Genomic DNA, 24,322 nt, shown 5'->3' with positions numbered 1-24,322 from the left:
TCCGGCACCGCGACCGCCTCGTCGCGGGACGCGTGCCGAAACCCGGAGGCAGGGCTGTGCGCCCCCCGGCGCACAGTTCGGCGGGGGGATTTCGAGCCTGGGCTGGGACCGGCCCGCGGAGGGCCTGCTGAGCTGGGGCTGGAGGCACCGGTGTTGCATGGGTCACACTACAACTGAGATTGAGGTCACCGTCAAGTATGAATCCGTGGCCGGCGGCTCGGCAGGTGTCGAAATCCCTGGTCGGCCGGGGGGATACGGGAGGAAAGTGGCGCGAGCTGGCTATGTTGGAGGTCTATAACTTGACACTGACCTCATAGTCAACTAACAATGACGCACCTCGACAGTCCCGGGGTATTCCTCCCTCTTCCGTCCGCTCCGCGTGGCGGCGCAGCTCGTCGACGGACGACCACGAAAATTTCAGGAGAGTGTCTATGCGCGTCACCGGTGGACGTCTTCGCACGGCGCTGCTCATCGTCCCGCTGGGACTCGCGATGACCGCCTGCGCGGCTTCGGGCTCGTCGGGGGGAGGCTCCGACACCGTCAAGGTCGGCGTCATCTCATCGCAGACCGGCACGTACTCCGTGCAGTCCGCCGACTTCCGCGACGGGCTCGAGGCCGGCCTGAACTACCTCACCAAGGGCACGAACACCGTCGACGGGCACAAGATCGAGGTCACCTACGCCAACGACACGGGGCAGGCGCCGGTCGGCATCGCCAAGGCCAAGGCGATGATCGCCTCAGGCGCCAAGTTCCTGACCGGCATCACGGATTCGTCGATCGCCATCCCGGTCGCCCAGCAGGCGGTGCAGAACAACATCATCTACCTGCCCGGCGGCTCGGCGAGCTACCAGCTGACCGGCGTGAACCCCCTGGTGTTCGGCAACGCCAACAAGAACGGCTCGCAGATCTTCCAGAAGCTGCTCGGCGGCGGCGACCTGTCGAAGAAGAAGCTCGCCTACGTCGGCCAGGACTACGCGTACGGGCAGGACACCTACACGTCGCTGAAGGTGCCGCTGGAGCAGGTGCACGTCACGTCCACCAAGCACCTGCTGCCGATGAGCACCACCAACTTCACCGCGGTGGCGGCGCAGATCAAGGCCGAGAAGCCCGACTACATCTACAGCTCGTGGGCCGGCGCCGGCACGGACCAGCTCTTCGCCGCGCTGCGCGCCCAGGGGGTCTTCGACACCAGTCAGTTCATCGGCTACCTGATCACGCGGAACACCTACGCCTCGATCGGCCAGGCGCTCGGGCCGAAGGGCGTGGAGAACGCGCTGTTCAGCCTCTACTACTACCCGGGCTTCTCCGGCAACGCCGAGGAGAAGTTCCTGATGACCTGGGCCGCGCAGCACAAACACCAGGTCGAGTACGACGACCCGACGGGCTGGAACGCGGCGGCGATGATCGTCCACGCGATCCAGGCCGGCGGCACCGACGACACCAAGAAGATGGCCGCGTCCCTGGACGACTACACGTGGACGAGCCCGCAGGGTGAGGTCACCATGCGCGCCGCGGACCACGCCGAGCTGACCCCGCAGTTCGCCGTGAAGCTCGCCAAGGGCGCGGGCGACACATGGACTCCGCAGCTCGTGAAGGCGTACACGTCCAAGGAGATGGCGACCGCCGTGACCGACCCCATCAAGAGGTAGGCGTGCTTCGTACGGAGTCGGCGGCCCTCGGGGTCGAGGAGCTGAGCCTCGTCATCGACGGGGCCCAGATCCTGCGCGACGTCACGCTCGGCGTCGCCACCGGCGAGCTCGTCGCGGTGATCGGGCCCAACGGGGCCGGCAAGACGAGCCTGCTGAACGTCGTCAGCGGGACCCTGCGCGCCACGAGCGGCCGGGTCATGCTGCACGAGCAGGACGTCACCTCGGCCGGTCCCGCGCGCCGGGCCCGGCTGGGGCTGGGCCGCACGTTCCAGACCTCGTACCTCTTCCTGGGCCTCACCGTCCTGGAGAACGTGCGGCTGGCCCGGCAGGCGAAGGAGCAGCGGTTCCGCGGGCTCTGGCGTGCGCCGGGCTCGTCCGCCGCCGCGCTCGGCCCGATCCGCGAGCACCTGGCGCGGGTCGGGCTCGACGGCGTACGGCACGACCTGGCCGGATCGCTCTCGCACGGCGACCGGCGGAAGCTGGAGCTGGCGCTCATGCTGGCGAGCGAGTCGACGATCGTGCTGCTCGACGAGCCGATGGCCGGGGTGAACAGCGAGGACCTGCCCTCGCTGATGGAGCTGATCCGGGACGTGCAGCGTGACACCGACGCCACGATCGTGATGGTCGAACACCACATCGACGTCGTCATGGAGCTCGCGCACCGTGTCGCCGTGATGCACCACGGTTCCCTGCTCGCCTTCGACACACCGGCGAACGTCGTCACGAACGCCACCGTCCGCGACGCCTACCTGGGGGAGCCGCTGTGAGCCCACCGGACACGAGCCTGTCTAGGGAGGAGCCGGACCTGGCCCTGGAGCTGGCCGGCGTCCACGCCTACCTCGGGGAGTCCCACATTCTGCAGGGCGTCTCCCTGCGGGTGCCGCGGCACCGGGTGACGGTGCTGCTCGGCCGCAACGGCGTCGGCAAGACCACCACGATGCGAGCGATCCTCGGGCTCGTCCGCCGTACGGGCCGCATCACGTTCGCCGGGGCCGACATCGCGGGGGAGGAGACGCACGACATCGTGGCCCGCGGGATCGGCTACGTCCCCGAGGACCGCGACGTGTTCCACGGCCTCACGGTCGGGGAGAACCTCCGGCTGGCCGTACGGCGCGGCGGGCAGCCCCGCCACGACCTGGTGTTCGAGCTCTTTCCCGAGCTGAAGAAACGCACGAAGCACCTGGCGGGGACGCTGTCGGGCGGCCAGCAGCAGATGCTGTCGCTGGCCCGCGGCCTGCTGAACGACAACGAGCTGCTGCTGGTCGACGAGCCGACCAAGGGGCTCGCACCGGTGGTGGTGCGCGAGGTCGTCGAGGTCCTCGAACGCGCCGCCGGGCAGACCACCGTGCTCATGGTCGAGCAGAACCTCGCCGTCGCGCGCCGCCTGGCCGACCACATCGCCGTGATGGTCGACGGCGCGGTGGTGCTGCGCGAACCCGCCGGCCGGCTGGCCGAGGACGACGGGGCCGTACGCGCCTATCTCAGCGTCGGATCGGCCGTATCGGGGGCGAGCTCGTGAGCGACGTGATCCTGCTGATCTTCACCGGCCTGTCCGTCGGCGCGGTGTACTTCCTGCTCGGGTCCGGCCTGGCACTGATCTTCGGCCTGATGCGGGTGCTGACCTTCGCGCACGGCGCGTACCTGACCGCGTGCGCGTACGCGGGTTGGCTGGTGCTGCGGCGTTCGAGCCTGGCCAGCCCGCCGTCCGTCGCGAGCCTGCTGCTCGCGCTGCTGGTGGGGATCGCGGTCGGCGGTACGCTCGCCTTTCTCACCGAGCGGATCCTGCTGCGCGCGCTCTACAAGCGGGACCACCTCGACCAGCTGCTCATCACCGCGGGCCTGGGCTTCTCGCTCGTCGCGCTGCTGAACGGGGTGTGGGGTCCGGACAACCGGGCGGTCCCGACCCCGGCGTGGTTCACCCGGACGACCACCGACATCCTCGGCGCCCACATCGCGCGCGGCGACTTCGTGCTCGTCGGCGCCGCGATCCTGCTGCTTGTCGCGCTCGAGGTGTTCCTGAAGTACACCCGGCACGGGCTGGTGGTGCGCGCGGGCGTCGAGAACCGCGAGATGGTGCGCGCGCTCGGTATCGACGTACGGCGGTCGTTCACGCTGGTCTTCACCATCGGCGGGGCGGTGGCCGGGCTGGGCGGTGTGCTCGCCGCCCTGTACGCGAACGCCGTCAACACCTCGATCGGCGACTCGTACCTGCTGTACGCGTTCATCGTGCTCGTGGTCGGAGGCCTCGGCTCCCTGCGCGGGGCCGCGATCGCGGCGGTCGCCGTCGGGCTGCTCCAGCAGTTCGCGAACTTCTACGTCAATCCGGGGCTCGGCGAGATCCTCTCCTTCGTCCTCATGGGCGGCATGCTGCTCCTGCGGCCCGAGGGCGTCGGCGGGAAGAAGGGCCGGCTGATTTGAACACGCTGAGAAGGTTCTGGACCCCGCTCGTGCTGGTGGCCGTGGTGGTGCTGATGGCCTGCATGCCCTACCTCGCCGTGCCGGGCCTGGGCATCCTGCCGGACACGGTCGGGAGCATCGCCAGTATGCAGATCCTCGGCACCGCGTGCGTCATCGCCGTGCTGGCGATCTCCTATGACCTGCTGATGGGATACACCGGCCTGGTCTCCTTCGGTCACGGCATGTTCTTCGCCCTGGGCTCGTACACCTTCGTGATGCTGCTGGCCTTCACCTCGGCGGGTTTCGGCGTCGCGGCGTTGTCGGCCGCCGGGATCACGATCGTGGTGGCCGCGGTCGTGAACGCCGTCGCGCTGCGCGCCAGCCTCATCGCGTTCTCGATGGTGACGCTCGCGGCCGCGCAGCTGATGGCCATCGCGATCGGCCAGAACTACCTCAGGAGCGGAGGCGCGGACGGGGTGACGATCCCGTACGAGAAGCTCCCTCACGGCCTGGTCGGGATCGTCAACACCAAGCACGTCTACTGGCTCGCGCTCGGGCTGCTCGTCCTGGTGTACACGTTCGCGCGATGGCTGACCCGGACCAGGATCGGGCACGTGTGGCGTGCCATCAGGGAGAACGAGCTGCGCGCCGGGGTGATGGGGTACACGACCTACAAGTACAAGCTGGCCGTGACCCTCATCGCGTCGACGATCGCCGGTGTGGCCGGGATCGTGTACGCCATACTGCTGGGCGCGGCGGACCCCGGCGAGACGTCGCTGAGCTTCTCGATCGGACTGGTGATCATGCTGATTCTGGGTGGCCGAGGCCGCGTGTGGGGCGCGCTGCTCGGGGCGGTCGTGTACACCCTGCTGCAGCAGCGGCTGCCGGCGGTCTCGTCCTCTTCCGGAGTCGCCGCGCTGCCCAAGGCCCTGCGGATCCCGCTCGCCCAGCCTCAGCTCCTGCTCGGCGTCGTCTTCATCTTGTTCGTCCTGTTCCTGCCCGGCGGGCTCGCGGGCGTGATCGAGAAGGGGACCCACGCCGTGCGCCGTCGCGGGGGCGGCGCACCGGGAGGCGGCGAGCCCGAGCCCGCCGTCGCCGGGACGCCCGCGCCGGCGGAGTCGCGTTGACGACGGCACGACGGACGCCGCGAGGCCGGCGCACCCGCGACGCCCTGGTCGAGGCCGGACGCCGGGTGTTCGAACGCGACGGGTTCCTGCACGCGCGGATCACCGACATCGCGAGTGAGGCGGGCGTGGCGCACGGCACCTTCTACACGTACTTCGCGACGAAGGAGGAGCTCTTCCGCGTCGTCGCCTCCAGCGTCCTGTCCACGACGGCGCCCACGACGCGCGCGATCGAGTACACGAGCACCGAGCAGGCGGCACGCGGGATCGCGCGCGCCACGCGGCGATACCTCGTCAGGTATCGCGAGAACGCGGCGCTGATGGGCGTGATCGAGCAGGTGGCGACGTTCGACCCCGGTGTGCAGGAGATGCTCACCGAGCGCTCGGAGGCCTACCTCGCCCGTACCGAGGCGCACATCCTCGCCGTCGGCCGCCTCGGCGTGCTGCCCGAGGGCCTCGACCCCTACTCGACGGCGATCGCGCTCACCTCGATGGTGAGCCGGACGGCGTACTCGCTGCTCGTCGGGAACCCGGCCGTGAAGAAACCGGTCGACTTCGACCAATCGGCACGCACGCTGTCCATGCTGTGGGGCGCCGCTCTCGGGCTGACCGTTCCCCCCGACGCTTCGAAGGAGTGAACGTGACACATCGTGTCCTCGAAACGGGCACCGACGACCTGCTCGCCGAGATCGACCGGGGCGTCGCGGTCCTGACCATGAACCGGCCGGAACGCCGCAACGCGCTGAGCGACGCCATGCTGGAGGGGATGGCCGCCGCGCTGGCGGTCTGCGAGGCCGACCGTGAGGTCGGTTGCGTCGTCCTGACCGGCGCCGGTGGCGCGTTCTGCGCGGGCGGTGACGTGAAGGGGTTCGCCGAGAGGGTCGCGCGTGGCCCTTCCCAGACGCCCGTGCACGAGCGGATCGAGCGTCAGCGGCGGCTGCAGCGTGCGACCGCCGGGCGGTTGCACGCCATGGCCAAACCGACGATCGCGTGTGTCGAGGGCGCGGCCGCGGGAGCCGGCCTCGGGCTCGCGCTGGCGTGCGATCTGCGTGTCGCCTCCGACGCCGGTGTGTTCGTGACGTCGTTCGCACGCGTCGGGCTGAGCGGCGACTACGGCGCGACGTGGTTCCTGACCCGGATGCTCGGCAAGGCGAAGGCCATGGAGCTCCTGCTGTTCTCGCCCCGGATGACGGCGGCGCAGGCGTCGGAGGCCGGCCTGGTCAACCGCGTCGTGCCGGCCGGTGAGGCCCTGGAGGCGGCGCTCGACTGGGGCCGTACGCTCGCGGCCGGGCCGTCGATCGCGATGGGGGCCATCAAGGGCAATGTCCTGCGCGCGGTCGACGGTGACCTGCTGACCTGCATGGACCTCGAGGTGAACGAGATGATGCGGTGCGGGGAGACGGCCGACCACGCCGCCGCCGTCGCGGCCTTCGCCGCCAAGGAGACGCCGGTCTTCGAAGGCCGCTGAGGCACGGCCACTGCCGGGTGGTCGCGAGTGTCGGACCCGTCGTGAAGGATGGGCGGGTTGACGACGGAGGGGAGAGCAGATGATCGCCGAGCTGAAGACGGTGGTGTTCGACGCACCGGACATCGCCGCGGAGGCCGACTTCTACGCCGCCCTGGCGGGCTGGACGCGGAGCCACGCCGACGACGAGTGGATCACGATGAGGACGCCGGACGGGTGGCGCATGGCGTTCCAGTACGCGCCGGATCACGTGGCGCCCCGGTGGCCCGACCCGGCGGCGCCGCAGCAGGCCCACCTCGATCTGCGCGTACCCGACATCGACGCCGGTGCGGACAAGGCGGTCGCGCTCGGCGCGACGTTGCTGCGGCGCAACGAGCGCTGGCACACGCTCGCCGACCCGGCCGGGCACCCGTTCGACCTGTGCGTCAAGGAGGACGACCCGAACACGACGGTGATGGGTGTGATGCTCGACTGCCCGGACGCGAAGGCGCTGAGCACGTTCTACTCCGAGTTGCTGGGCAAGGCGGTCACGTACGAGGCTCCGGGTGTCGCGATGATCGGCGAGGACGGCAGGATGCCCGTGCTGTTCCAGCAGGTCGAGGACTACCGGGCGCCGCGCTGGCCCGATCCGGCCGCGCCGCAGCAGGTCCACCTCGACCTGCTCGTCGAGCGCGCCGGCCTGGAGCGGGCGGAGCGGGCCGTGCTCGCGATCGGCGCGACGAGGCTGCCCGGCGAGGGCGACAACTGGCGTGTGTACGCCGACCCCGCCGGAAAGCCGTTCTGCTTCACCTGGAACGAGGCGCCGGAGTGAGCGTCTGATCTTCAGGCGCACGGGCCCGTACCGGTCACCCGGCGCCACTGAGGGCCGGTCACCCGTCGTGCCACGGATGACCGGCCCTCGACGTCATTCGCGTGGCAGGCCGACCAGGGTGGCCAGTGCGCCGCGCACCTCGTGCGGTGTGCCGAGCGTGAGTGAGTCGGCCTTGGCGCGCTTGAGGTACAGGTGTGCCGGGTGCTCCCACGTCATCCCGATGCCACCGTGCAGCTGGACGCACTCCTCGGCGGTGTGCACGGCCACGGTGGCGCAGTAGGACTGCGCGACGGCGGCGGCGACGGCGCGGTCCTCGTCCCGGCGGGCGTGGGTGTCGGCGGCGTAGCGCGCCGCGGCGCCGGCCTGGCCCACCTCCACCCACAGGTCGGCGAGCCGGTGCTTGATCGCCTGGAACGAGCCGATGGCGCGGCCGAACTGGTAGCGCTGCTTGACGTACTCCAGCGTGGTCTCGAAGCACTGGCTCGCGACACCGAACTCCTCGGACGCCAGGACCACGGCTCCCGCGAGGAGCGCCTCATCGACCGCGCGGCGGGCGTCGCCCTGGTCGATCCGGCGCGACGGAGCCCCGTCGAACGTGACGTCGGCCAGGGGCCTGGTCATGTCGAGCGAGGGGACCGGTGTCACGGTCGTGCCCGGCCCGGGCACCGCGACCGTGTGCAGCTCGATCCCGCCGGTGCCCTGCACGGGGACGACCAGGACACTCGCGGTCGCCGCGTCGGCGACGGTCGCGACCTGGCCGGACAGCCCGTCCGGGGTGGCGCGCACCGCCGGCACCCCGGGCGGGGCCGCGGCGTCCAGGCCCAGCGCGAGCGCGGCGGTCGCCTCGCCTGCGGCGAGCGCCGTGAGCGTCTCCCGGTCTCCGGCCTGGAGCAGTGCGACGGTCGCGATCACGGAGCTGGTGAGGAAGGGGACGGGTGCCACCGCACGCCCGATCTCCTCGGCCACGACGGCGGCCTCGCGGGTGGTGGCCCCCGCGCCTCCGTACTCCTCGGGGATCAGCAGTCCGGCGACACCCAGGTCGCGGGCGAGCCCGCGCCACAGGGCGGAGAAGTCGCCGTGCCCGTCGTAGGCCGCGGCCACCACGGGCACGGCGGCCCGCTCGGCGAACAGGCGGCGTACGCTCGCGCGAAGCTCCTCTTCGACGTCCCCGTACAGCAGGTCGGCTTCGGTCATCGGGGGACGTCCTTCCACGGGAGGGTCTTGTCGGTCCGGTGCTCCGGCGGCAGGCCCAGGACCCGTTCGGCGATGATGTTGCGGAGGATCTCCGAGGTCCCGCCCTCGATGGAGTTGCCCTTCGCCCGCAGGTAGCGGTAGCCGGCGCCGCGCCCGGTGAAGTCGACGCTCTCCGGCCGGCGCAGCGTCCAGTCGTCGTAGCGCAGGCCCTCACCGCCGAGGAGCTCCAGCTCGAAACCGGAGATCGCCTGCGCGAGGCGGGCGAAGGTGAGCTTCATCGCCGAGCCCTCGGGACCGGGCTGGCCGGCGGCGCGGCGCTGCCGCATGCGGACCGCCGACAGCCGCGCGACCTCGGCCTCGACCCAGAGGCGCATCAGCTCGTCGTGCGTCGCGGGGTCGCGCAGCTCCGGCCGCTCGCGCCAGGCCTGGGCGGTCTTGCCGATCATGCCCCCCTCGCGGGGGACCCCGCCCGAGCCGATGGCGACGCGCTCGTTGTTCAGGGTGGTCGTCGCGACCCGCCAGCCCTCGCCGACCGCGCCGAGGCGGTCGGCGTCGGGGATGCGGACGTCGGTCAGGAAGACCTCGTTGAACTCCGCCTCACCCGTGATCTGGCGCAGCGGGCGTACCTCGACGCCGGGACCGGTCATGTCCATGACGAAGTACGTCAGGCCGCGGTGCTTCGGGACGTCGATGTCGGTACGGGCCACGAGGATCGCGCGCTGGGCGGTGTGCGCGCTCGACGTCCAGACCTTCTGGCCGTTCACGACCCAGTCGTCACCGTCGCGGACCGCGCGGGTGGCCACGGCGGCCAGGTCCGAACCCGCGCCGGGCTCGCTGAACAGCTGGCAGTACTCGTGCTCGCCGGTCCACAGCGGGCGCAGCATCCGTGTCTTCTGCTCGCCGGTGCCGTAGGCCGCGATGGTGGGGGCGGCCATCCCGCGTCCGATGCCGTTGCGGCCGGGCAGCTGCTGCGGGGCGCCCGCCTCACGCAGGCGCGTCTCCACGTGCTCCTGGAACCCGGCCGGCAGGCCCAGGCCGCCGGCGCCGGGCGGGAAGTGCACCCAGGCCAGGCCCGCGTCCCACCGGGCGCCGAGGAAGTCCTCGCGGCCGGCGGTGTCCACGTCGACGCCGTCGAGCAGGCGGTCGACGCGGGAGTCCAGGTCCGCCGTGGTCGTCTCGTCGTCAGTCATCCGTTCCTCGCTGTCGCGTTCGCGCTCGCCTCGAAGACCCGGGCGAGACCTTCGGCGACGAGTACGGGTTTGTCCGCCGCGTCGCACTCCACAGTCTGGCTCGTACGGAGCTGGATTCCGCCACCGGCCACCGGTTCGGCGGCGGCGACCGTGAGGTGCATCCGCAGCCGGGAGCCGACCGGCACCGCGGCGGGGAAGCGGATCCGGTCGTAGCCGTAGTTGAGGCTGTGGGCGAACCCGTCGAAGCGCATGAGCAGCGTCGAGAACATCGGGACGAGCGACAGGCTGTACAGGCCGTGGGCGACGGTCCCGCCGAACGGCCCGGACGCGGCGCGCACCGGGTCGACGTGGATCCACTGGGAGTCGCCGGTGACCTCGGCGAACCGGTCGATCGCCTCCTGTGTGACCTCGTGCCACGCGGTCGGCCCGAGCGGAGCCCCCGTCAGGTCCCGCAGGTCGGCGAGTGTGCGCGGTCGCACGGGAGCACTCATGACACTCCTTCGATCAGAACTTGAGTTCATGTTCATATATAGCCTACTGTCTGCGGCACAGCCCGACGTCGTGGGGAGCCCACCATGCGAGAAGCCGTCATCGTCTCGACCGCGCGTACGCCGATCGGGCGGGCGCGCCGGGGCGCGTTCAACGACACCCAGGCACAGGAGCTCGCCGGGCACGCCATCGCCTCGGCCGTACGGCGGGCCGGCGTCGACGGCGCCGAGGTCGACGACGTGGTCCTCGGCTGCGCGGTCCAGCAGGGATCCTCCGGCGCGAACGTGGCACGTCAGGGCCTGCTGCGCGCCGGGCTGCCCGACTCGGTCGCCGGGATGACGATCGACCGGCAGTGCTCGTCCGGCCTGATGGCCATCGCCGTCGCCGCCAAGCAGATCCTGGCCGACGACATGCGGATCACGGTCGGCGGCGGCGTCGAGTCGATCTCGGTCGTGGAGAACGAGCACCTCAACACGTACCGCGCGACCGACCCGTGGCTGGTCGAGCACGTGCCGGACCTCTACCTGCCGATGCTGCGGACGGCGGAGGTCGTCGCCGAACGCTACGGCGTGAGCCGTGAGCGGCAGGACGAGTTCGCCCTCGGCTCCCAGCGGCGTACGGCGGCGGCCCAGGAGGCGGGCCGGTTCGACGCCGAGATCGTCCCGCTGCCGAGCCGTAAGAAGGTCGTCTCGGCGGGTGAGACCCACTACGAGGACGTCACGCTGACCCGCGACGAGGGAAACCGTCCGGCGACGACGCTGGAGGCGCTCGCCGGGCTGCGGCCCGTACTTCCCGGCGGGCGGGCGAGTGTCACCGCGGGCAACTCCTCACAGCTGTCGGACGGCGCCTCCGCGTCCGTCCTCATGGAACGCCGGGAGGCCGAACGCCGCGGGCTGGAGCCGCTGGGCGTCTACCGCGGGATCGCGGTGGCCGGATGCGCCCCCGACGAGATGGGCATCGGGCCCGTCCTCGCCGTCCCGAAGCTGCTGAAGGCCCACGGGCTGACGATCGACGACATCGATCTGTGGGAGCTCAACGAGGCGTTCGCCTCGCAGGCGGTGTACTGCCGCGACGAGCTCGGCATCGACCCGGACCGGTTCAACGTGGACGGCGGCGGCATCTCGGTCGGGCACCCGTACGGCATGACGGGCGCACGCCTCGTCGGCCACGCGCTGCTGGAAGGCCGGCGCCGCGGCGCGCGGCACGTGGTGATCACGATGTGCATCGGCGGCGGGATGGGTGCCGCCGGGCTGTTCGACGTCGCATAGTTCCGGAGGAGTCACCCGATGTACCCAGGCCACCACGCCGTCGCTCACCCGGACCGGCCCGCGCTCGTCATGGCGGACTCGGGCGACTCGCTGACGTTCGCGGAGTTCGAGCACGCCGCCAACCAGGTGAGCCACCTGCTGCGCTCACAGGGCCTGCGGCGCGGCGACCACGTCGCGGTCATGGCGGAGAACCGGCTGGAGCTGCTCGTGGTCGAGTCGGCGGCCGAGCGGACCGGGCTGTACTACACGCTGGTCAACACCTACCTGTCCGCCGACGAGGCCGCCTACATCGTCGGCGACTGCCGGGCGCGGGTGTTCGTCAGCACGGTGGCGCTGCGCGACGTCGCGACCGAGGCCGCCTCGATCTGCCCGGCGGTGGAGCGGTTCCTCATGGTCGGGCTCTCCGAACCGGATCCACTCTGGGAGCCGTTCGCGGCCACCGCCGGCCGTTATCCGGGCACGCCGGTCGCCGACGAGCAGCGCGGCAACGTCATGCTCTACTCCTCGGGCACCACCGGGCGGCCGAAGGGGATCTGCAGGCCGCTCCAGGACCTGGGGCCCGGGGACGCGGACGAGGTCCTCGACTGGGTCCGTGACCTGCTGGGCTTCCGCGAGGGCATGACGTACCTCAACCCCGCGCCGCTGTACCACTCGGCGCCACAGGGGAGCGTCGCGGGCGCGCTGCGGCTCGGCGGCACGGTCGTCGTCATGGAACGCTTCGACGCGGAGCGGTGGTGCGCGCTGGTCGAGGAGTACCGGGTCACGCACTGCCAGATGGTGCCGACGATGTTCATCCGGCTGCTGCGGCTGCCCCAGGAGGTACGCGACCGGTACGACCTGTCGTCGCTGGAGCACATCGTGCACGGCGCCGCTCCGTGCCCGGTGCCGGTCAAGCGGGCGATGATCGAGTGGCTCGGCCCGATCGTGCTCGAGTACTACGGCGCCACCGAGGGAAACGGCTTCACCTGGTGCGACTCGGAGCAGTGGCTCGCCCGCCCCGGGACGGTCGGCAGGTCGATTATCGGCGAGGTCGAGATCCTGGACGACGCGCGGCGGCCGGTCGCGCACGGGACCGACGGCACCGTCTGGTTCCGCGGCGCGACCGGCTTCGTCTACTTCGGTGACCCGGCCAAGACCGCCGAGAGCCGGATCGAGGACGAGCGTGGCGTCGCCTCGACCGTCGGAGACGTCGGGCACCTCGACGCCGACGGCTACCTGTACCTGACCGACCGCAAGAGCCACATGATCATCTCCGGCGGGGTCAACATCTATCCCCAGGAGACCGAGAGCCTCCTCGCGACCCACCCGGCCGTCGCGGACGTCGCCGTGATCGGCGTGCCGAACGCCGACCTGGGCGAGGAGGTCAAGGCCGTGGTCCAGCTCGTCGACTCCCGCCTTGCCGGGCCGGACCTCGCGGCCTCGCTCATCGCGTACTGCCGGGACCGGCTGGCGCACTACAAGTGCCCGCGATCGGTGGACTTCGTGGACAGCCTGCCCCGGCTGCCCACCGGCAAGCTCTACAAGCGCCTGCTCCGCGACCGCTACGCCGTCGCGGGCCCATGAGGAAGGAAGCTCCATGCCCGACTTCACCAACAGGGTCGCCGTCGTGACCGGCGGCGGCCAGGGGATCGGCGCCGAGGTGTCACGCCACCTCGCCGCCCACGGCGCGAACGTCGCCGTGATCGACCTCGCCGGCGACAACGCCAAGGCCGTCGCGGCCGAGATCACCGCCGCGGGTGGCACGGCCGCCGCCTTCGCCGCGGACGTCACCAGCCGTGCCGACCTGTCGGCCGCCATCGACGGAACGGTGGACCTGTACGGCGGCCTGCACATCCTGGTCAACAACGCCGGCGTCATCCGCGACAACCTGCTGTTCAGGATGACCGACGAGGACTGGTCGACCGTCATGGACGTGCACCTGCGCGGCGCCTTCCTGGCGAGCCAGCTCGCGCAGCGGCACATGGTGGAGGCGGGGTACGGCCGGATCGTGTCGATGTCCTCGACGTCCGCGCTGGGCAACCGCGGCCAGGCCAACTACTCGACCGCGAAGGCGGGACTGCAGGGCTTCACCAAGACCCTGGCGGTGGAGCTGGGCCCCTTCGGCATCACGGCCAACGCCATCGCGCCGGGCTTCGTCGAGACCGCGATGACGGCCGCGACGGCCGCCCGAGTCGGTACGACGATCGAGGAGATGCGCGAGGGCGTGGCGGCGACCGTCCCCGTACGCCGGGGCGGCCTGCCCGCCGACATCGCGAACGCGGTGGCGTTCTTCGCCGCCGAGGAGTCCGGCTACGTCACCGGCCAGGTCCTCTACGTCGACGGCGGCCACGGCCTGATCTGACCGCGGATGCCTGCTGCGGGCCTGGGGAAGGCGGGCCACCGCGCGGTACGGGCGGCAAGGACACCAACCGGCCCATGGCCGGCCTGGCCGTTTCGGTATCTTCCGGCGCGACCGTTCATCGGCTGAGTCGGCGGCCTCGTCGCGCGCTCGGAGGAGTCGCCGAACGTTCTGACGCACGTCATCGACGAGGTCGTGCGACGACGCGGTGAGGTACGGGTGGTCGCGGCCGGATATCGCCTGCGAGTCCCCGAGCCATCTCTGTCGGCCGAACTGGGCTTGTGCCTCCTTGCATGGCGGAGGTGCAGCCGCGCGAGATCGCACCGGATGTGCTGGTCAGCGCGCTCGACCCCACGGGCAGCCAGGTGAGGCGCTCTCACTTCACCATTGCCGGTGGGATCGGGTGATCGGCAACGTAAGGCAGATATAACCGGCTTTGAGCTTTGAGCGGCCAGTAATGCCATCGAGTGTATTAATTCGCCCCATGGTTGGACATTGGTCTCTTTCGGGTCGGGTGATTTTCCTTTGTGATCCTTTTTGTATTGTCTGGAATGTCGCTGTGGCGTGGATGGAATAGTCGCTATCATGTTCGAGTCCGGGGGTTGAATTCGTCGGGGGGTGTGCAACGGGTGGATGCTTTGATGCGGATACCGGGGACACCGCTTGGCGGCTCACTTGGGGTGGATGCGGCTGATCTGCTCGGTCGTGACCGGTTCGATCCGGAGTTGCTCGACCATGAGTTGCTCGATCGTGAGTTGCTCGATCGTGAGTTGCCTGATCGTGAGTTGGTCGAGGTGATGATCGCGGCGCGGCGGCTCGCGTCGCGGGTGCAAGCGGTCGAGCTGGCGGCGGTGGCGGAGTTGGCTCGCCGGCGGCGGGCTGAGGATGATGCTTCGGGTGTTGAGGTGATCTCGCCGCGTGAGTATCTCAATGATGAGGTCGCGGCGGCGTTGACGCTCACGCCGACCTCGGCTGATGGGCTGATCCGGTTCGCTACGGAGTTGGTAGGGCGGTTGCCCGCTACGTTCGCTGCGCTGGCCGCCGGAGATGTCGACCATCTCAAGGCCCGCACGCTGTGGCAGGGCACCGGCCAGGTCAGTGATGAGGTCGCGGCGGCCATCGAGGCGAAGGTGCTGCCCCGGGCGCCGGGGCAGACGACGGGTGAGATCCGGGCGAAGGTCCGGCGGTTGGTCAAGCGGTTGGATCCGCAGGCGTTGGCCCGGCGGCGTGAGGAGGCGGAGCGGGGGCGTGATGTCACGCTGATGGAGACCGATGACGGTACCGCCCATCTGTCCGGCGTTGACCTTCCCGCGGATGCGGCCGGGGCCGCCTATGGTCGGGTCGCCGCGATCGCGGCCGGCCTCAAGCGTGATGGTGATGGCCGGCGGATCGATCAGTTGCGGGCCGATGTGTTCCTCGCATTGCTGCGTGGCACGTTGAGGACCACCGAGCCGCCCGCCGACACGAGCGATCGCCTGGTCGCCGGACCGGATATTCCGCCCGATCTGGGCTGGTCCGGGACCGATGACGCCATCGCTGATGCCATTGCCGGGGCCGCACGCACCGAACTGTCCGCGCTCGCCTCGGACCTACCGACCCGGCACCGCCACGTCGGCGCGCTCATCGCACAGGCCGGCACGCGTATCACCGAGTCGTTGGCCGCTCTACGGGTCCGCTGGTGCTGGTCCGACCACGACAGCCCGCATCGCGATGGCGCGCATCGCGATGGCCCGCATCGCGACAGCCCGCATCGCGATGGCGCGCACCGCGATGGCGCGCACCGCGATGGCCCGCACCACGACAGCCCGCATCGCGATGGCCCGCATCGCGACAGCCCGCATCGCGATGGCGCGCACCGCGATGGCGCGCACCGCGATGGCCCGCACCACGACAGCCCGCATCGCGATGGCCCGCACCACGACAGCCCGCATCGCGATGGCGCGCACCGCGATGGCGCGCACCGCGACAGTCCACACCGCGACAGTCCACACCGCGATGGCCCGCATCGCCACGGCCCGCACCACGGTGCGCTCGGGTCCGGGGATCTCGGGCCCGGTGTTCCCGCGTACACCGATCTCGAGTATGGGGACCCCTGGCATGGGGATCGTGTGCTCAGGGATCTCAGGGCCAGTGCTCTCGAGCCCAGGGATCTCGGGCATGCTGTGCCTGGTTATCGTCTACCGGCCGCGATGCGGCGTCTGATCGAGCACCGCGATCGCCGATGCTGCTTCCCGGGCTGCCGCCGCCCGGTACGCCGCTGCGACGCCGATCACTCCATCCCGTTCCATCGGGGCGGAGCGACCTGCCCCTGCAACATCGCGATGCTCTGCCGCCGCCACCACCGACTCAAAGTGACGTCAGGATGGCACCTGGAACACCTGTGGCCAGGCGTCATCTTGTGGATCGGACCAACCGGCCACTGGAAGATCACCGCCCCAGCCGACCGCGAATGAACGGTGGGACATCGCACGGAGACAATGAACCGAGTGCGATGACGTGTGCTCTCGGCTAATCCGCGGGCAATTCTATTGAGGAGGCTGCATCAAGCTGTACTGATTTCGCGTGCAATCCTGGAATTCGACGAAGAAACAAACGCGTAGGTCTGCGTTGGGGCTGCCCTCGCGACCGGGCTGGCTTCCAGGATAGTCGGATAGCGCGGCAGTCGGGTTGCCGAATAACGCTGTCCGCGCCATTCGACGTGGTCGCCGATGACGAAGAGCGGCGCTCTGCGCGGCTCAGCGAAAGGTCCACCGGGTTCGATGTCTCCGTCGCTCATTCCCGCGTCCTCTGGTCGCGTTCGGCCGGCGGCCACTCTCGCTCCGCGCCGGCGCTCACCACGTCGACCGATTACTCCAGGAGCGCGGCCGCGCCATCGCCACGCCGAGGGCCGGCATGGTCGCGCCGATGTCGGTAGAGAGGGACGGGTCACGGTGACTGACTGGACGAGGCTCACTTATGTGGCCGTGGACGTAGAAGGTAACGGTCATCAGCCGCCTGACCTGGTGGAGCTGGCCGCCGTGCCGATCGTCGGCGGGATCATCGGAGAGTCGGCCACCTGGCTGGTTCAGCCGGATCAGCCGATCAAGCACCTCGCCACCCGCATCCACGGCATGACCGACCGGTACGTCGCGGACGCGCCGCCGTTCGCGGCAGTCGAAGACGAGGTGCTGGTCGCTCTGGAGGCCGACGCGTTAGTCGCCCACAACGCGCACGTTGACGTGAGTGTTCTGGAACGCAAGCTCGGCGCCTGGAAGACGCCCGAGGTGTTCGACACCCTCAAGCTCGCCCGGCGGCTGCTGCCTCACGGGGGCAGCTTCAGGCTCGGCACGCTGGTCGAAAAATTCAAGCTGGCCGAGGGATTGCCCGATGGCCTGACGCCACACCGCGCCGGCTACGACGCGTTGGTCGCGGCCCGCCTGTTCGTCCGTCTCGCCTCCGACGCCACGACGCTCGAAACGCTACGCGGCGATCCACCCGGAGGGAGCAATGGCGAGGCTTCCACCCTTTTCTAGCCACATGGTCCCCGGCCGACTCCCGGTCAGCGGGACGCCCGAGCCGTACGAGCGTCCCGCTGACTAACGTCGGCGCTGCCATGACGCATGACACCATCGCGGACCTGCTGCTCGACCGGCTCGGTGACGACCGTACGGGGCTGCGTACCCGGGAGCGGGACTGGACCTGGGACGAGGTCGTACGGGAGAGTGCCGCGCGCGCCTCGCTGGCAGGAACACTGCGGCGCGACGGCCCGTTCCACATCGGCGTCCTGCTCGACAACCTGCCGGAGTACGTCTTCTGGCTGGGTGCCGCGGCGCTCGCCGGCGCCACCATCGTGGGCGTCAACTCCACCCGGCGCGGTGCCGGGCTGGCGCGGGAGGTGCGGCACACCGACCTCCAGCTGATGGTCACCGACGCGGCCGGACGCGGGCTGCTGGACGGGCTGGACATCGGCGTCCCGGACGACCGGTTCCTGCTCGTCGACGACGCCGGGTACGCCGCGAGGGTGGCCACGCATCAGGGCGGTCCCGTACGGGATCCGTCGGTCACCGCGGCCACGCAGATGCTGCTGCTCTTCACCTCCGGGACGACCGGTGCCTCCAAGGCGGCCCGCTGCTCGCAGGGCCGGCTCGCCGACCGTGCGCACGTCATGAGCGCCAAGTACGGGGTGACGCGCGACGACGTCACCTACTGCCCGATGCCGCTGTTCCACGGCAACGCGCTGATGGCGCTCTGGGCGCCCGCGCTGGTCGCCGGGGCCACGATCGCGCTGACGCCGAGGTTCTCCGCCTCCGGGTTCCTGGACGACGTGCGGTACTTCGGCGCGACGTACTTCTCCTACGTGGGCAAGGCCATCGCCTATGTCCTCGCGACGCCCGAGCGGCAGGACGACGCGGACAACCCGCTCACCCACGCGTTCGGGACCGAGGCATCCCCGGAGGACCAGGTCGCGTTCGGGCGCCGCTTCGGCTGCCGGCTCATGGAGGGCTACGGCTCCAGCGAGAGCGCGGGCATGATCACACGGCCGCCGGACGTCCCGCCGGCCGCTCTCGGCCGTCCCGCGCGTGACGGAGTGCGGATCGTGGACCCGCGGACGCGCCAGACCTGCGCGCCCGCGGTGCTGGACGAGTACGGCCGGGTGACCAACGGCGAGGAGGCCGTCGGCGAGCTCGTCGACGTCGACGGCGCGGCGAGGTTCGAGGGCTACTACAAGAACCCGGAGGCCGACGCCGAGCGTGTCCGTCACGGCTGGTACTGGACCGGCGACCTCGGGTACGTCGACGAGGCGGGGTTCGTCTACTTCGCGGGCCGCTCGGGCGACTGGATCCGGGTGGACTCAGAGAACATCTCCGCGCTGCCGACCCAGTCGGCGTTGCGCCGGCACCCGAAGATCATCGATGCCGCGGCGTTCGGCGTGCCCGATCCGTGGTCCGGCGACCAGGTGATGGCGGCGATCGAGGTCGGCGACGGCGTCGGCTTCGAGGACCTGGATCTCGCCGCCTTCCTGGCCCGCCAGGACGACCTCGGGACCAAGGGCGCACCGCGCTACGTACGGGTCTCCCGCGCGCTGCCGACCACCGGCTCGGGCAAGCTCGGCAAGCGGCAACTCCAGCTCGAAGGCTGGCGCACCACGGACCCGGTGTACCGGTGGAGAGGCCGGGACGCGCCCGCGTACGAACTGATGACCGCCGACGACAAGGCGGCGCTGAAGGCGGAGTTCGCCGCGAACGGCCGCCAACGCTTCCTCCCCTGAGAGACGAAAGGCGTCCATGGACCAGCCACAGTGGCGCGGGCGAGATCTCGGCACCCGTACCGTCCGCTACGACGACCGCGACGCGATCCTCTACGCGCTCGCCGTCGGCGCGCCGGCCACCGACCTGGACCTGGTGTTCGAGGAGCGGCTACGGGTGCTGCCCACCTTCGCGCTCACGCGGGCGCAGTGGGCACCGGACGCCCTCGGCGAGGCCGGCGCCTTCGACGTCGCCACCGCCGTCCACGGCTCGCAGCGGCTACGGGTTCACCGCCCGCTGCCGAAAGAGGGCGAGCTGGAGCTGACCGCGCGCGTCGCGGAGGTCTGGGACAAGGGCACCGCCGCGGTCTTCGAGGTCGTCGTCGAGTGCGCGTACTTCGCGGCCACCTGGTCGATCTTCGCCCCCGGCCGCGGCGGCTTCGGCGGTGAGAGGGGACCGTCCGCGCGTGCACGGCCGGACGGGCCGCCCGACCTGGAGTTCACCCTGGACACCGAGCCCGAACAGGCCGCCCTGTACCGGCTGCTCGGCGACCGCCACCACCTGCACATCGACCCGGAGGCCGCCAAAGCCGCCGGGATGCCCCGGCCGATCCTGCACGGCCTGTGCACCCTGGCCGCGATCACGCTGCCGCTGGCACGACGGGCCGGGGCGCATCCGGCCGGCCTGGTCGCGCTGGACGGGCGCTTCGCCGCGCCGGTCTTCCCCGGCGACCGGATCCACGTGTCGGGCTGGAACGACGGGGAGGACCTGCTGTTCGAGGCCGCCGTCGACGGGACGACGGTGATCTCGGGCGGGCGGGCTCAGTTCCGCGTCACGACGTAGCGCGCCGGGACCTCGCCGCCGCCGTGGACGGCCAGGTCCGCGCCGGTCACGTACGACGCCAGGTCGCCGGCCAGAAAGAGGCAGGCGTTGGCCACGTCACGCGGGCCGGCCATCCGCCCCATCGGGACCAGGCCGTCGATGGCCGCGCCGCCGTCCTCGCCGTAGAGGTCCGCCTCGGTACGTACCGGGCCGGCGGTGATGTGGTTGACGCGCACCTGAGGGGACCACTCCAGCGCCAGCGCCCTGGTGAGCGCCAGCAGGCCCGCCTTGGCGGCGGTGTAGGCGGCGGTGCCCGGCTGGGGGTCGGTGCCCGAGACGCTGCCGATGTTGATGATCGATCCACCGTCCGGCTGGGCCCGCATGACCGCGTTGGCGGGCTGCGCGACGTAGAACGGGGCCAGCAGGTTCAGCTGCACGACCCGCTCGACGAAGCGGGGGGAGACCGTCGCCGCGTCGGCGTCCGGCGAGCCCCCGGCGTTGTTGACCAGCACGTCCAGGCGGCCCATGAGCTCCGCCGCCCGCGACACCAGCGCCGCCGCGGCGCCCGCGTCCCGGACGTCGGCGGCCAGGAACCGCGCCGTGCGCCCGTTCGCCTCCGGCGGCGAGCCGGGGTCGTGGCGCCCGCACACCACCACGTCGGCGCCCGCCTCCAGGAAGGACCGCGCGATGACCGCCCCGATGCCCTTCGTCCCGCCGGTGACCAGGACCGCACGGCCGCCGAAGTCCACCACGGTGTTCACAGCGCGTCGACGACCCTGGCACGGTGCGAGGCCGGGGAGCCCCAGGCGGAGTACAGCGCACGTACCTTGCGGATCCACAGCGACGGGTCGTACTCGTCGGTGTAGCCGATGGCGCCGTGCACCTGCAGGGCGACCCTGGCGGCGAGGTACGAGGCGGCCGACGCGGCGGCCTTGGCGGCGGACACGTCACGGGAGAACTCCGGCGTCCGGTATGCCAGCGCCGCGCCGAACAGGAGCGGCCGCGCGTACTCCAGCTCCACGAGGACGTCCGCGAGGTGGTGCTTGACCGCCTGGTACTCCCCGATCGGGTGCCCGAACTGCTGCCTCGTCCTGGCGTACTCCACCGAGACGTCCAGCAGCGCGCGGCCCAGCCCGAGCTGCTGCGCCGCGCAGAGCAGCGCGCCGAGGTCGTACGCCGCCGCCGACGCGGCCGCGGCCCCGGTGACCAGTGGCTCGCCCGGGACGACCGGCAGCAGCCGGCGTGACGGGTCGAGCGAGGCCGTCCCGCCGTGCGCCGTCGCCTCCCGTACGGTCTCGGCGTCGGCGGTCAGCACCAGGTCGGCGACGTCCCCGTCCAGCGCGTACGGGACCGCGGGCGGCAGCGTGAGCGAGACGAGCGCCTCCCCGGCGGCGATCCGGGGGAGCCAGGTGGCGGCGAGAGGATCGTCGCCGAGGCGGCCGAGCAGCTCGGCGGCGGCGAGCGTCTCCACGAAGGGGCCGGGCACCGCGTGCCGGCCGAGCTGCTCGGCCGCGCAGACCAGCTCGACCGGCAGCGGCCCGGCTCCGCCGTGGGCCTCGGGGACGGCCAGGGCGAACACCCCGGCGTCGGCGAGCGCGGACCAGAGGGCACGGCCGGGCTTGGTGTCCCCGGCCGCCCAGGCCCGTACGGCCCGCGCGGTGTCCGCTCCGGTCAGCAGCGCGTGAAGGGTGTCGGTGAACAGTCGCTGCTCGGCGTCCAGGACGAACTTCACCGTGCTCCCCTCGGCAGGCCGAGCAGCCGCTCGGCGATCAGGTTGCGCTGGATCTCGTTGGTGCCCGCGTAGATCGTCCCGGCGAGGGAGAAGACATAGCCCTCCAGCCACGGCGAGGTCAGCTCGCCGTCCGTGCCGAGCAGGTCGAGCGCGGTCTCGTGCAGTGCCACGTCCAGCTCCGACCAGAACACCTTGGTGAGGCTGGCCTCGACGCCGATGTCGTCCTCGCGGGAGATCGTCTCGAAACCCTTGAGCCGGTACGCCTGGCACCGGATCCAGACGTCCGCGAGCCGGTCGCGCAGGGCCGTGTCAGACGGGTCGGCCCGTTCGCGCCATAGCTCGACCAGCCGGTCGACCGACGCCATGAACCGGCCCGGAGGGCGCAGTGTCAGGCCGCGCTCGTTGCCCGCCGTGCTCATCGCGGCCTTCCAGCCCTCACCCGCCACGCCGATGACGTCCTCGTCCGGCACGAACACCTCGTCCAGGAACAGCTCGGCGAACGCGGGCTTGCCGTCGAGCCGCCCGATCGGCCGTACCGTCAGGCCGTCCGCGTCCAGCGGGAACATCACATACGTCAGCCCCCGGTGACGTCCGGCCTCGGGGTGGGAGCGGAACAGCCCGAACGCCCGGTCGGCGAACGGCGCACGCGAGCTCCACGTCTTCTGCCCGCCCAGCAGCCAGCCCCCGCGCGTACGGGTGGCGGTCGAGCGCAGCCCGGCCAGGTCGCTGCCCGCGCCGGGTTCCGACCACGCCTGCGCCCAGATCACCTCGCCGGCCGCGATCGGCGGCAGGATCCGTGCCAGCTGCTCCGGGGTGCCGTGCCGGAACAGGGTGGTGGCCAGCAGGTCGGTGCCGTTCTGGTTGACGCGCCCCGGCGCGCCGGCCGCGTAGTACTCCTCCTCGAAGACCAGCCACTGCAGGAGGGACACGCCGCGGCCGCCGTACTCCCGCGGCCACGAGACCGCCACCATCCGGTCCGCGCCGAGCGTGCGCTCCCACTCCCGGTGCGCCGCGAACCCGTCCGCGGTCTCCAGAGACGGCAGCGGCTCGGCGGGTACGTGCGCCCGCAGCCAGGCCCGCACCTCGGTGCGGAACTCCTCCTCGGCCGGGCCGAAATCCAGGTCCATGAAACCTTCTTTCTAACAACTGTTTGGTAGAGTAACCGACGTGACCGAACATCAGAAGGGGGCCCCGGCGTACGTCCCCGCCCACGGGTTGCTCCGCGACCGGGTCGTGGTGATCACCGCGTCGGCGGGAGCGGGCATCGGCGGGGCCACCGCCCACCGCTGTCTGGAGGAGGGCGCACGCGTCCTCGTCAGCGACACGCACGAGCGGCGCCTCGGCGCGTCCCTCGAGACCCTGGCCGGTGAGTTCGGCGCCGACCGGGTCGCCGCCCAGCCCTGTGACGTCACCTCCGGCGAGCAGGTAAGTGCCCTGTACGCCGCGGCCCTGGAGCGGTTCGGCCGCATCGACGTGGCGGTCAACAACGCGGGCCTGGGCGGCACCGCCGACCTCGTCGACATGACCGACGACCAGTGGGACCGCGTCCTGGACGTCACGCTGGGCGGCACGATGCGCTGTACGCGCGCGGCCCTGCGCGTGCTGCGCGAGCAGGACGGCGGTGGCGTGATCGTCAACAACGCCTCGGTGGTCGGCTGGCGGGCGCAGCGCGGTCAGTCGCACTACGCCGCCGCCAAGGCGGGCGTGATGGCGCTGACCCGGTGCGCCGCGCTGGAGGCGGCCGAGTTCGGAGTACGCGTCAACGCGGTCTCGCCGTCGATGGCGATGCACCCGCACATGGCGAAGGTGACACCTCCCGAGGTGCTGGAGGAGCTCGTCAGCCGCGAGGCGTTCGGCCGGTCCGCCGAGCTGTGGGAGGTGGCCAACGTCATAGTGTTCCTGGCGAGCGGCTACTCCTCGTACCTGACCGGGGAGGTCGTCTCCGTGTCCAGCCAGCACCCTTAGGAGACCCTGCCCGATGAGTCCACGACGCCGCGATGCCGAGGGCACCACCAGCGCACGCGCGGTCCGGCGCGCCGAGCTGCTCGCCGCGGCCGCCGAGGTCTTCGCCGGGCGCGGCTACGCCGCCACCACCGTGCGCGAGGTGGCCGACGCCGCCGGCATCCTCGGCGGCAGCCTCTACTACCACTTCGACTCCAAGGAATCGATGGTGGAGGAGATCCTGTCCACCTTCCTGGACGACATGTGGGCCGGCTTCGACCGCGTCCTGGACGCCGGTCTCGGCGCCCGGCACACGCTGGAGGCGCTGATCGCCGAGTCGTTCCGGTGCATGGACGCGCATCGGCACGCCGTCGTCATCTACCAGAAGGAGTCTCCGTACCTGGTCGCGACCTGGGAGCGCTTCGGCTACCTGGCCGACTCCCGGCAACGCCACGAGGAGATGTGGCTGGCGCTGCTCGAACGCGGCGTGGCCGACGGCGAGTTCCGGTCCGACCTGGACCGGCCGCTGGTCTACCGGTTCATCCGCGACGCCGTGTGGGTCGCCGCGAGCTGGTACCAGCCCGGCGCGCGCATGTCCGCCGAAGAGGTCGCCAAGCAGTACCTCGCCATGGTCCTCGAAGGGATCCAGGCGAGTCCCGAAGACTAGAAGGAGAAAG

The 24,322-nt window shown here is 71.1% G+C and carries 24 protein-coding genes; 17 read left to right on the top strand and 7 right to left on the bottom strand.

The window, feature by feature from the left end:
* Positions 1 to 431 precede the first annotated feature (431 nt).
* From FB559_RS36595 to FB559_RS46510, 8 genes are all read left to right on the top strand, one after another.
* Positions 432 to 1,649 (top strand): ABC transporter substrate-binding protein, encoded by a 1,218-nt coding sequence (locus FB559_RS36595; RefSeq protein ID WP_141962219.1) that lies wholly within the window; start codon positions 432 to 434, stop codon positions 1,647 to 1,649.
* A 2-nt stretch (positions 1,650 to 1,651) separates the two neighbouring features.
* Complete coding sequence (locus FB559_RS36590) at positions 1,652 to 2,416, top strand: ABC transporter ATP-binding protein (protein ID WP_246122715.1); 765 nt, start codon at positions 1,652 to 1,654, stop codon at positions 2,414 to 2,416.
* Positions 2,413 to 3,168 (top strand): ABC transporter ATP-binding protein, encoded by a 756-nt coding sequence (locus FB559_RS36585; protein ID WP_246122712.1) that lies wholly within the window; start codon positions 2,413 to 2,415, stop codon positions 3,166 to 3,168. Before FB559_RS36590 ends, FB559_RS36585 begins: the two co-directional genes overlap by 4 nt.
* A complete protein-coding gene (locus FB559_RS36580; RefSeq protein WP_141962217.1) occupies positions 3,165 to 4,067 on the top strand; it encodes a branched-chain amino acid ABC transporter permease in 903 nt (300 codons plus the stop codon). The genes FB559_RS36585 and FB559_RS36580 overlap by 4 nt, the downstream gene beginning before the upstream one ends.
* Entirely contained in the window at positions 4,064 to 5,173 is a 1,110-nt protein-coding gene (locus FB559_RS36575; RefSeq protein WP_141962216.1) for a branched-chain amino acid ABC transporter permease, read from the top strand. The genes FB559_RS36580 and FB559_RS36575 overlap by 4 nt, the downstream gene beginning before the upstream one ends.
* The gene (locus FB559_RS36570; protein WP_141962215.1) at positions 5,170 to 5,808 is read left to right on the top strand and encodes a TetR/AcrR family transcriptional regulator; all 639 of its coding nucleotides are present in this window, start codon (positions 5,170 to 5,172) and stop codon (positions 5,806 to 5,808) included. Before FB559_RS36575 ends, FB559_RS36570 begins: the two co-directional genes overlap by 4 nt.
* A gap of 2 nt (positions 5,809 to 5,810) precedes the next feature.
* Entirely contained in the window at positions 5,811 to 6,638 is an 828-nt protein-coding gene (locus FB559_RS36565) for an enoyl-CoA hydratase-related protein (protein ID WP_221640603.1), read from the top strand.
* 79 nt (positions 6,639 to 6,717) lie between these two features.
* Positions 6,718 to 7,446 carry a VOC family protein gene (locus FB559_RS46510; protein WP_141962214.1) on the top strand — a complete coding sequence of 243 codons (729 nt, stop codon included), beginning with the start codon at positions 6,718 to 6,720 and terminating at the stop codon, positions 7,444 to 7,446.
* 93 nt (positions 7,447 to 7,539) lie between these two features.
* Here the strand turns inward: FB559_RS46510 and FB559_RS36555 are convergent, their stop codons facing one another.
* The 3 genes from FB559_RS36555 to FB559_RS36545 are packed head-to-tail and all read right to left on the bottom strand — an operon-like array spanning position 7,540 to position 10,321.
* Positions 7,540 to 8,640: an acyl-CoA dehydrogenase family protein gene (locus tag FB559_RS36555; RefSeq protein ID WP_141962213.1), complete on the bottom strand. Its 1,101-nt coding sequence runs from the start codon at positions 8,638 to 8,640 to the stop codon at positions 7,540 to 7,542.
* Positions 8,637 to 9,830, bottom strand: coding sequence for an acyl-CoA dehydrogenase family protein (locus FB559_RS36550; RefSeq protein WP_141962212.1), 1,194 nt, complete (start codon positions 9,828 to 9,830; stop codon positions 8,637 to 8,639). The genes FB559_RS36555 and FB559_RS36550 overlap by 4 nt, the downstream gene beginning before the upstream one ends.
* The gene (locus FB559_RS36545) at positions 9,827 to 10,321 is read right to left on the bottom strand and encodes a MaoC family dehydratase (RefSeq protein WP_185792644.1); all 495 of its coding nucleotides are present in this window, start codon (positions 10,319 to 10,321) and stop codon (positions 9,827 to 9,829) included. Before FB559_RS36545 ends, FB559_RS36550 begins: the two co-directional genes overlap by 4 nt.
* Positions 10,322 to 10,405: 84 nt before the next feature.
* Between FB559_RS36545 and FB559_RS36540 the strand changes: the two genes are divergently transcribed.
* From FB559_RS36540 to FB559_RS36525, 4 genes are all read left to right on the top strand, one after another.
* A complete protein-coding gene (locus FB559_RS36540) occupies positions 10,406 to 11,587 on the top strand; it encodes an acetyl-CoA C-acyltransferase (protein ID WP_141962210.1) in 1,182 nt (393 codons plus the stop codon).
* Between the two features lie 18 nt (positions 11,588 to 11,605).
* Positions 11,606 to 13,150, top strand: coding sequence for an AMP-binding protein (locus FB559_RS36535; RefSeq protein WP_141962209.1), 1,545 nt, complete (start codon positions 11,606 to 11,608; stop codon positions 13,148 to 13,150).
* Positions 13,151 to 13,163: 13 nt separating this feature from the next.
* Positions 13,164 to 13,928: an SDR family NAD(P)-dependent oxidoreductase gene (locus tag FB559_RS36530; protein WP_141962208.1), complete on the top strand. Its 765-nt coding sequence runs from the start codon at positions 13,164 to 13,166 to the stop codon at positions 13,926 to 13,928.
* Positions 13,929 to 14,554: 626 nt separating this feature from the next.
* On the top strand, positions 14,555 to 16,378 hold the full coding sequence (locus tag FB559_RS36525) for an HNH endonuclease (protein ID WP_185792643.1): 1,824 nt from the start codon (positions 14,555 to 14,557) through the stop codon (positions 16,376 to 16,378).
* 89 nt (positions 16,379 to 16,467) lie between these two features.
* On the opposite strand, the gene FB559_RS36520 is transcribed toward FB559_RS36525, so the two are convergent.
* Positions 16,468 to 16,701 (bottom strand): hypothetical protein, encoded by a 234-nt coding sequence (locus tag FB559_RS36520; protein WP_141962206.1) that lies wholly within the window; start codon positions 16,699 to 16,701, stop codon positions 16,468 to 16,470.
* A 154-nt stretch (positions 16,702 to 16,855) separates the two neighbouring features.
* On the opposite strand from FB559_RS36520, the gene FB559_RS36515 reads away from it, so the two are divergent.
* From FB559_RS36515 to FB559_RS36505, 3 genes are all read left to right on the top strand, one after another.
* A complete protein-coding gene (locus FB559_RS36515) occupies positions 16,856 to 17,437 on the top strand; it encodes a 3'-5' exonuclease (protein ID WP_141962205.1) in 582 nt (193 codons plus the stop codon).
* Positions 17,438 to 17,517: 80 nt separating this feature from the next.
* The gene (gene casI, locus FB559_RS36510; RefSeq protein ID WP_141962204.1) at positions 17,518 to 19,173 is read left to right on the top strand and encodes a steroid-22-oyl-CoA synthetase; all 1,656 of its coding nucleotides are present in this window, start codon (positions 17,518 to 17,520) and stop codon (positions 19,171 to 19,173) included.
* 16 nt (positions 19,174 to 19,189) lie between these two features.
* On the top strand, positions 19,190 to 19,993 hold the full coding sequence (locus FB559_RS36505; protein ID WP_141962203.1) for a MaoC/PaaZ C-terminal domain-containing protein: 804 nt from the start codon (positions 19,190 to 19,192) through the stop codon (positions 19,991 to 19,993).
* Here FB559_RS36505 and FB559_RS36500 read toward each other — a convergent pair.
* From FB559_RS36500 to FB559_RS36490, 3 genes are read right to left on the bottom strand one after another with little or no spacing between them, the layout of a single operon-like run.
* The gene (locus FB559_RS36500; protein WP_342781039.1) at positions 19,972 to 20,733 is read right to left on the bottom strand and encodes an SDR family oxidoreductase; all 762 of its coding nucleotides are present in this window, start codon (positions 20,731 to 20,733) and stop codon (positions 19,972 to 19,974) included. The genes FB559_RS36505 and FB559_RS36500 overlap by 22 nt on opposite strands.
* Positions 20,730 to 21,704, bottom strand: coding sequence for an acyl-CoA dehydrogenase family protein (locus tag FB559_RS36495; protein WP_141962202.1), 975 nt, complete (start codon positions 21,702 to 21,704; stop codon positions 20,730 to 20,732). Before FB559_RS36495 ends, FB559_RS36500 begins: the two co-directional genes overlap by 4 nt.
* Positions 21,701 to 22,831: an acyl-CoA dehydrogenase family protein gene (locus FB559_RS36490; protein ID WP_141962201.1), complete on the bottom strand. Its 1,131-nt coding sequence runs from the start codon at positions 22,829 to 22,831 to the stop codon at positions 21,701 to 21,703. The genes FB559_RS36495 and FB559_RS36490 overlap by 4 nt, the downstream gene beginning before the upstream one ends.
* 40 nt (positions 22,832 to 22,871) lie before the next feature.
* Between FB559_RS36490 and FB559_RS36485 the strand changes: the two genes are divergently transcribed.
* On the top strand, positions 22,872 to 23,669 hold the full coding sequence (locus FB559_RS36485) for an SDR family oxidoreductase (RefSeq protein ID WP_141962200.1): 798 nt from the start codon (positions 22,872 to 22,874) through the stop codon (positions 23,667 to 23,669).
* Between the two features lie 13 nt (positions 23,670 to 23,682).
* On the top strand, positions 23,683 to 24,312 hold the full coding sequence (locus FB559_RS36480) for a TetR/AcrR family transcriptional regulator (protein WP_141962199.1): 630 nt from the start codon (positions 23,683 to 23,685) through the stop codon (positions 24,310 to 24,312).
* Positions 24,313 to 24,322 lie beyond the last annotated feature (10 nt).

It is taken from the genome of Actinoallomurus bryophytorum (assembly GCF_006716425.1).
In the GTDB taxonomy this organism is placed as follows: domain Bacteria; phylum Actinomycetota; class Actinomycetes; order Streptosporangiales; family Streptosporangiaceae; genus Actinoallomurus; species Actinoallomurus bryophytorum.
This window is presented reverse-complemented; position numbering and strand designations above follow the sequence as displayed.

Bases quoted from the DNA above. Each gene is read 5' to 3' on its own strand.
- FB559_RS36530 (WP_141962208.1), top strand. From the start codon at position 13,164: ATGCCCGACTTCACCAACAGGGTCGCCGTCGTGACCGGCGGCGGCCAG.
- FB559_RS36595 (WP_141962219.1), top strand. From the start codon at position 432: ATGCGCGTCACCGGTGGACGTCTTCGCACGGCGCTGCTCATCGTCCCG.
- casI (WP_141962204.1), top strand. From the start codon at position 17,518: ATGACGCATGACACCATCGCGGACCTGCTGCTCGACCGGCTCGGTGAC.
- FB559_RS36550 (WP_141962212.1), bottom strand. From the start codon at position 9,830: ATGACTGACGACGAGACGACCACGGCGGACCTGGACTCCCGCGTCGAC.
- FB559_RS36520 (WP_141962206.1), bottom strand. From the start codon at position 16,701: ATGAGCGACGGAGACATCGAACCCGGTGGACCTTTCGCTGAGCCGCGC.
- FB559_RS36540 (WP_141962210.1), top strand. From the start codon at position 10,406: ATGCGAGAAGCCGTCATCGTCTCGACCGCGCGTACGCCGATCGGGCGG.
- FB559_RS36480 (WP_141962199.1), top strand. From the start codon at position 23,683: ATGAGTCCACGACGCCGCGATGCCGAGGGCACCACCAGCGCACGCGCG.
- FB559_RS36555 (WP_141962213.1), bottom strand. From the start codon at position 8,640: ATGACCGAAGCCGACCTGCTGTACGGGGACGTCGAAGAGGAGCTTCGC.
- FB559_RS46510 (WP_141962214.1), top strand. From the start codon at position 6,718: ATGATCGCCGAGCTGAAGACGGTGGTGTTCGACGCACCGGACATCGCC.
- FB559_RS36505 (WP_141962203.1), top strand. From the start codon at position 19,190: ATGGACCAGCCACAGTGGCGCGGGCGAGATCTCGGCACCCGTACCGTC.
- FB559_RS36535 (WP_141962209.1), top strand. From the start codon at position 11,606: ATGTACCCAGGCCACCACGCCGTCGCTCACCCGGACCGGCCCGCGCTC.
- FB559_RS36490 (WP_141962201.1), bottom strand. From the start codon at position 22,831: ATGGACCTGGATTTCGGCCCGGCCGAGGAGGAGTTCCGCACCGAGGTG.
- FB559_RS36545 (WP_185792644.1), bottom strand. From the start codon at position 10,321: ATGAGTGCTCCCGTGCGACCGCGCACACTCGCCGACCTGCGGGACCTG.